Origin of the sequence: Mycobacterium sp. (assembly GCF_049585075.1) — a bacterium.
Classification (GTDB): domain Bacteria; phylum Actinomycetota; class Actinomycetes; order Mycobacteriales; family Mycobacteriaceae; genus Mycobacterium.
Map to the genome: position 1 here is coordinate 1 of NZ_JBAUZA010000474.1, position 6,944 is coordinate 6,944.

Consider the following 6,944-nt stretch of genomic DNA (forward strand, 5'->3'; position numbering starts at 1 on the left):
GAGCGAAAGCTCACCGACGGCGATTGGACGCTGGACCGTGAGGCCGCAGACGCTGTGCTGGACGAGATCAACGAGCGGGCCGTCGAAGAGGCGCTACTCATCCGGGAGAAAGAGGCCGCCGACGGCACCGAGGGATCGGTGACCGTGCTGACCGCGGGCCCGGAGCGCGCGACGGAGGCCATCCGCAAGGCGTTGTCGATGGGCGCCGACAAGGCCGTCCACCTGCTCGACGACGGCATGCACGGCTCGGACGTCATTCAGACCGGATGGGCGTTGGCGCGTGCGCTGGGCACCATCGAAGGCACCGAGCTGGTGATCGCGGGTAACGAGTCCACCGACGGCGTCGGTGGCGCGGTGCCGGCCATCATCGCCGAGTACCTGGGCCTGCCGCAGCTGACGCATCTGCACAAGCTCTCTGTCGACGGCGGCAAGATCACCGGTGAGCGGGAAACCGACGACGGGCTGTTCACCCTCGAGGCCTCGCTGCCCGCGGTGGTCAGCGTGAACGAGAAGATCAACGAGCCGCGCTTCCCGTCCTTCAAGGGCATCATGGCCGCCAAGAAGAAGGAAGTCACCAAGCTGACGCTGGCCGAGATCGGTGTCGAGGCCGACGAGGTCGGGCTGGGCAACGCCGGGTCGACGGTGCTGACGTCGACGCCGAAGCCGCCCAAGACCGCGGGTGAGAAGGTCGCCGACGAGGGTGAAGGCGGCAACCAGGTCGCGCAGTACCTGGTCTCGCAAAAGATCATCTAAGACTCAACATCCTTCAACCGAAAGAAACCGAATAACCCATGGCTGAAGTACTGGTGCTCGCTGAGCACGCTGAAGGCGCTTTGAAGAAGGTCAGCTCCGAATTGATCACCGCCGCACGTGTTTTGGGTGAGCCGGCTGCCGTCGTGGTTGGTAAGTCAGGTACCGCCGCGCCACTCGTCGACGGGTTGAAGGCGGCCGGTGCCGCCAAGATCTACGTCGCCGAATCCGACACAGCCGACAACTACCTGATCACCCCGGCCGTCGATGTGCTGGCCGCGCTGGCCGAATCAGCCAGTCCGGCAGCCGTTTTGCTCGCGGCCACCGCAGACGGTAAAGAGATCGCCGGCCGATTGGCCGCCCGGATCGGTTCCGGTCTGCTGGTCGACGTGGTGGAAGTCAAGGAAGGGCCCAAGGCGACCCACTCAATCTTCGGTGGCGCGTTCACCGTCGAGGCGCAGGCCAACGGCGACACCCCGGTGATCACCGTGCGGGCCGGTGCGATTGACGCCGAACCGGCCGACGGCGCCGGCGAGCAGGTCACCGTGGAAGTGCCCGAGCCCACCGAGAACGCCGCCAAGGTCACCGCGCGCGAACCCGCGGCCGCCGGCGACCGGCCAGAGCTCACCGAAGCGACCATCGTGGTTTCCGGTGGCCGTGGTGTGGGCAGCGCCGAGAACTTCAGCGTGGTCGAGGAATTGGCCGACTCACTGGGGGCCGCAGTCGGCGCGTCCCGCGCCGCAGTCGACTCCGGCTACTACCCGGGCCAGTTCCAGGTCGGCCAGACCGGCAAGACGGTCTCGCCGCAGCTATACATCGCACTCGGCATCTCCGGAGCGATCCAGCACCGCGCCGGTATGCAGACGTCGAAGACGATCATCGCGGTGAACAAGGACGAAGAGGCGCCGATCTTCGAGATCGCCGACTACGGTGTGGTCGGCGACCTGTTCAAGGTCGCGCCGCAACTCACCGAGGCGGTCAAGGCCCGCAAGGGTTAACTCCAGAGTCAGTCACCGTCGGCTTGGAGCACCACCATGGCGCGTGCTTCCACCCGCACGGTGCTGCCAACCGGAATCGGCTGCTGATCCTCTGAATTCGGTGTTACGGCTGAGGTGTCGACCACGGTCATCCATGCCCGGCCGAACTCCTGTGGTGGCAACGTGAACTCGATCGGTTCGTGGTGGGCATTGAAGCACAGGAAAAACGAGTTGTCGGTCACTCGCTGCCCGCGTGCATCCAGGTCGGGGATGCCCAAGCCGTTCAGATAGACTGCGACCGATTTACCGAAACCCGAATCCCAATCCTCGTCGCTCATTTCGGAGCCGTCGGGTCTGAACCAGGAGATATCGGGTTGTGCTTCTGCGCCTCGCCGGCGCACCGGACCGCCTTTGAAGAACCGGCGGCGGCGAAACACCGGATGCGCGGCCCGCAGCGCGGATACCCACCGGGTGAACTCCGTCAACTCGACGTCCGCCTTATCCCAGTGCACCCAAGTGATCTCGTTGTCTTGGCAGAAGCCGTTGTTGTTGCCATGTTGACTGCGACCAAGTTCATCGCCGTGGGAGATCATCGGAACGCCCTGCGACAGCAGCGTTGTCGCGAGAAAGTTGCGCTGCTGACGGGAACGCAACGCGTTGACTTCCGGATCGTCGCTCGGGCCTTCGATGCCGCAGTTCCACGACTTGTTGTTGCTTTCGCCGTCGTTGTTGTCTTCTTTGTTGGCCTGGTTGTGTTTCTCGTTATACGAAACCAGGTCGCGCAACGTGAACCCGTCGTGCGCGGTGACGAAATTGATCGAAGCCACCGGGCGCCGCGCGGTGTGCTCGTAGAGGTCCGCCGAACCGGTCAGCCGGGAGGCGAGTTCGCCCAGTGTCGCCGGTTCGCCGCGCCAGTAGTCGCGAACGGTGTCGCGGAACTTGCCATTCCACTCCGTCCATTGCGGCGGAAAATTTCCCACCTGGTAACCGCCCGGGCCCACATCCCACGGCTCGGCGATCAGTTTTACCTGACTCACCGTCGGATCTTGTTGCACCAGTTCGAAAAACGCTGATAGCCGGTCGACGTCGTAGAATTCGCGGGCCAGCGTTGCCGCGAGGTCGAATCGGAAGCCGTCGACATGCATTTGGGTCACCCAGTACCGCAACGAATCCATGATCAGCTGCAGCGTATGCGGGTGGCCGACGTTGAGGCTGTTGCCGGTGCCGGTGTAGTCCATGTAGTACTGCCGGTCGTCATCGACCAGCCGGTAATAGGCGGCGTTGTCGATACCCCGCATCGACAGAGTCGGGCCCAGGTGGTTTCCTTCGGCGGTGTGGTTGTAGACGACGTCGAGGATGACTTCAATGCCTTCCTCGTGCAGCGTGCGGACCATGGTCTTGAACTCCTGCACCTGGCCGCCGGGGGTGGTGCTGGAGGTGTACTTGAAGTCGGGCGCGAAGAAGCCAATTGTGTTGTAGCCCCAGTAGTTTGACAGGCCCTTGTCGACCAGCGTGGAATCGTTGGCGAAGTGGTGTACCGGCATCAGCTCGATCGCGGTCACTCCGAGACTCTTGAGGTGCTCGACGATGACCGGATGGGCGATACCGGCGTAGGTGCCTCGCATCCGCTCTGGAATATCAGGGTGCAGCTGGGTCAGCCCCTTGACGTGCGCCTCGTATATCACCGTGTCGGCGTAGTCGTGATCGGGTGGACGGTCGTTGCCCCAGTCGAAGAACGGGTTGATTACCACCGACTTCGGCATGCGCGGCGCCGAGTCGTCATCGTTGCGGCTGTCCGGTTTGCCGAAGTTGTAACTGAATAGCGCCTGGTGCCATTCGAAGTTGCCGTCAATCGCCTTGGCGTACGGATCGATCAACAGTTTGTTCGGGTTGCATCGGTGCCCGGCGGCCGGGTCGTAGGGCCCGTGCACCCGGTAGCCGTAGCGCTGACCGGGTTCGACGGCGGGCAGAAAGCCGTGCCAGACGAATCCATCGACCTCGATCAGCGGCACGCGGAACTCGGCACCGTCGGCATCAAACAGGCAGAGCTCTACCTGCTCGGCAACCTCACTGAACATCGCGAAATTAGTGCCCGACCCGTCGTAAGTTGCGCCGAGCGGATAAGCCTTCCCGGGCCACTGCTCCAGGGCGGGTGCCGCCCGCTTTGCGTCGGCCAAGTCGACCGGTTCCGTCACAGCGCCCTCTTTCGCCCACGGGCCGTGTGCCGATGGCTTGACCCCACCTGAATGCTTGCAGGGGAGTACCCACCGCGCGGCCGATCACACCTGGGATCTGCGAGCTGGCGCGAGCGAAACTATCGGCCGGCGACTGCCGAAGCTTGTTTGGCAAGCCCGGCAAGTTCGCCCGTCTCCCGCCACGCCTTGAGGATGTCGGCGTATTCGGTTGGGCTGCCGAAGAAGAAGCTGTCCTGGTTTAGCCGCATATCAGCCTGGCCCTCGCGGTTGTAGTAACCGGGAGTGCATGACTCGCGTCGGCCGGCGATCACGCTGGAGCGTTGCACAACCGTGTCGACCCACGCTGCTTCGGCGTCAACGGTGGCTTCCACCTCCGCGACACCGTTCTGCGACGCCCACGCGATCACCCAGGCGATGTGGCGCGATTGGGTATCGATGAGGTACGGGAAGTTCACGGTGAAGCCGGACTGAGCGATGCTTTCGATGAAGCAGTTCGGGAAACCGTTGACATGTACGCCGTGCAACGTGCGCACGCCCTCAGCCCACTTCTCGGTGAGGGTCAAACCCTCGCGGCCGATGACCTCGAACCCGGTGCGCTGGGAGTAACTGGTGCCGACCTCGAAGCCGGTGGCGAAAATCAAACAGTCCAACGGGTATTCGACGCCGTCCACAACGACACCGGCACGGCTGATCTGCTCGACTCCACGACCGTGGGTGTCAACGAGGGTGACGGTGTCACGATTGAACGCTTGCAAGTACTCGTCGTGAAAGCAGGGTCGCTTGCAGTAGTAGCCGTACCACGGCTTGAGCGCCTGCGCGGTGGCTGCATCGGTCACGAGCGCATCGACGCGTGCCCGGATCTCCTCCATCTTGGCGAAGTCGGCCAGTTCGGCGGCGTTCGGGCCTGCATCGTTCACAATCGGCAGCTTCTTGATGAGGCTGGTCCAGGCGTCGTCGACCAGGTCCTCGTCGGCCGAACCACCCGCGGTGAGGATTTGGAAGTTCTCCATCCGGCGTTGTTGCCAACCGGGTTCCAGCGTCGCGGCCCACTCGGGTTCGGTCGGGCGGTTGGCCCGCACGTCGACCGTTGACGGGGTGCGCTGAAACACGAAGAGCCGATGCGTCGATTCAGCCAGCCGCGGCACGCACTGAATTGCCGTCGCACCGGTTCCGATGATGCCGACGCGCTTGTCGGACAGCCCGGCCAGATCGGCGCCGGTGTAGTCGTAGTCCCAGCGGCTGGTGTGAAAAGTATGACCGCCGAACTCCGTGATACCCGGTATGCCGGGCAGTTTCGGCTTCTGCAGATAGCCATTTGCCATCGCCACAAACCGGGCGCGGATCTCGTCGCCGCGGTCGGTGGCGATCACCCAGCGGGAACTACTCGGTTCCCAACGGATTTCGTGCACCTCAGTCTGCAAACACGCGTCACGGTACAAGTCGTAATGCTCGGCGATGCGGCGACAATGGGCGAAAATCTCGGCGCCCTTGGCGTACTTCTCGGTCGGGACGTAGCCGAGTTCCTCGAGCAACGGCATATAGACGTAAGACTCGACGTCGCAGGCGATTCCGGGGTAGCGGTTCCAATACCAGGTCCCGCCGACATCGGCGGCCTTGTCGATCAACCGGACATTATCGACGCCGAGTTGCTTACAGCGCGCCCCGATCAGTAGCCCGCCGAAGCCGGCGCCAACGACCGCGACGTCGACCTCGTCGTTGATCGGCTCGCGGGTGAAGTCGGGATCGGCCCACGGGTCGTGGGCGAACCGGCTGAATGCGCCGGCGACCTGCACGTACTGCGATACCCCATCGGCACGCAGGCGCCGCCGCCGCTCCCGCGCGTATTTGGCGCGCAAAGCATCGGGGTCAAACGTCGCGCCGTCGACCTCAGCCACCGTCGCAGTCTGGACCAAATGTGTGATCCAGGCAACGTTATTGGCGTCGACCTGCGGGTTGCGCGATCAACGCTCGCGACATCGTCACCTGCCGTGCACGGACACGTCACGGCGTCGATGCCCCTTAGCTGATCAACGGCGCTAACTGTGATGGCGTGAGTATTGACTCTGTCCTCATAGCCGCCGACAAACCCGCTTCGGGCGCAGCGCCGTCCACCGAGCCGCGTTATTCGCTGCTGCTGTCCACCGATGCCGCGCTGATCGAATCCGCGCAGCGGTTGCGCTACGACGTATTCAGCAACGAGCCAGGCTTTAGCCTCACCGGACAAGACGTCGCGGACCTCGACGTTGACCGATTCGACGAGTACTGCGACCACTTGCTGGTCCGCGAGGACAATTCGGGCGAGCTGGTGGGTTGCTACCGGATGCTGTCGCCGACCGGCGCGATCGCCGCCGGGGGGCTTTATACCGCAACCGAATTCGACATCCGGGCGCTGGATTCGCTGCGGCCGTCGCTAGTCGAGATGGGACGCGCGGTGGTTCGCGACGATCACCGCAACGGCGCAGTTGTGCTTTTGATGTGGGCGGGCATCCTGGCTTACCTCGACCGGTGCGGCTACGACTATGTCACCGGCTGCGTGTCGGTTCCTGTCAGCGGGGGTGGAAAACCACCCGGTACCCAGATTCGCGGCGTGCGCGACTTCGTGCTGGGCCGCCACGCCGCCCCGCCCGAGTATCGGATGCAGCCGTACCGCCCGGTGGTCATCGACGGGCGCCCGCTCGATCAGATTCCCGCGCCCGGGCGCCCGCTGATCCCGCCGCTGATGCGCGGCTACCTGCGGTTGGGCGCCCGAATCTGCGGTGAGCCGGCCTACGACGCCGACTTCGGCGTGGGTGATTTCCCCGCGCTGCTGGACAAGCGCCATGCCGATACCCGGTATCTGCGCCGACTCCGGTCGGTTTCGGCGGCCGCCGAGGCCGCGGGCCGGGTGGCCTGATGAGCAGCCCCGCACATTCCTGGCTGCCGCAGGCAACCTGCGATACGGGTTGTCTGCGGGCCGGTGCCGCGGAAGCATCCCGTCGGCTGGTCGTCGCGCTGCGGGTCACGCTCCGGGCCGGCCTCGCGC

The 6,944-nt window shown here is 64.3% G+C and carries 5 protein-coding genes; 3 read left to right on the forward strand and 2 right to left on the reverse strand.

Translation table 11 applies throughout. The annotated features are described in order from the left end of the window. Together WB785_RS22360 and WB785_RS22365 are read left to right on the forward strand one after the other, a co-directional pair. A partial coding sequence (locus tag WB785_RS22360) for an electron transfer flavoprotein subunit beta/FixA family protein (RefSeq protein ID WP_424081925.1) occupies nucleotides 1-753 on the forward strand: 753 nt, incomplete at its 5' end. A gap of 38 nt (nucleotides 754-791) precedes the next feature. Then, nucleotides 792-1,748 carry an electron transfer flavoprotein subunit alpha/FixB family protein gene (locus tag WB785_RS22365; RefSeq protein ID WP_424081927.1) on the forward strand — a complete coding sequence of 319 codons (957 nt, stop codon included), beginning with the start codon at nucleotides 792-794 and terminating at the stop codon, nucleotides 1,746-1,748. An 8-nt stretch (nucleotides 1,749-1,756) separates the two neighbouring features. Here WB785_RS22365 and glgX read toward each other — a convergent pair whose 3' ends face one another. Further along, nucleotides 1,757-3,922, reverse strand: a complete 2,166-nt coding sequence (gene glgX / locus WB785_RS22370; protein WP_424081929.1) for a glycogen debranching protein GlgX — start codon at nucleotides 3,920-3,922, stop codon at nucleotides 1,757-1,759. Nucleotides 3,923-4,041: 119 nt separating this feature from the next. Then, the gene (locus tag WB785_RS22375) at nucleotides 4,042-5,817 is read right to left on the reverse strand and encodes a flavin-containing monooxygenase (protein ID WP_424081931.1); all 1,776 of its coding nucleotides are present in this window, start codon (nucleotides 5,815-5,817) and stop codon (nucleotides 4,042-4,044) included. Between the two features lie 155 nt (nucleotides 5,818-5,972). Here WB785_RS22375 and WB785_RS22380 point away from each other — a divergent pair, with 155 nt between their 5' ends. After that, entirely contained in the window at nucleotides 5,973-6,815 is an 843-nt protein-coding gene (locus WB785_RS22380) for a GNAT family N-acetyltransferase (RefSeq protein ID WP_424081933.1), read from the forward strand. Nucleotides 6,816-6,944: the final 129 nt, after the last annotated feature.

What these genes read in the sequence shown, in the direction of transcription:
- WB785_RS22365 (WP_424081927.1), top strand. Translation starts at nt 792, where the DNA reads ATGGCTGAAGTACTGGTGCTCGCTGAGCACGCTGAAGGCGCTTTGAAG.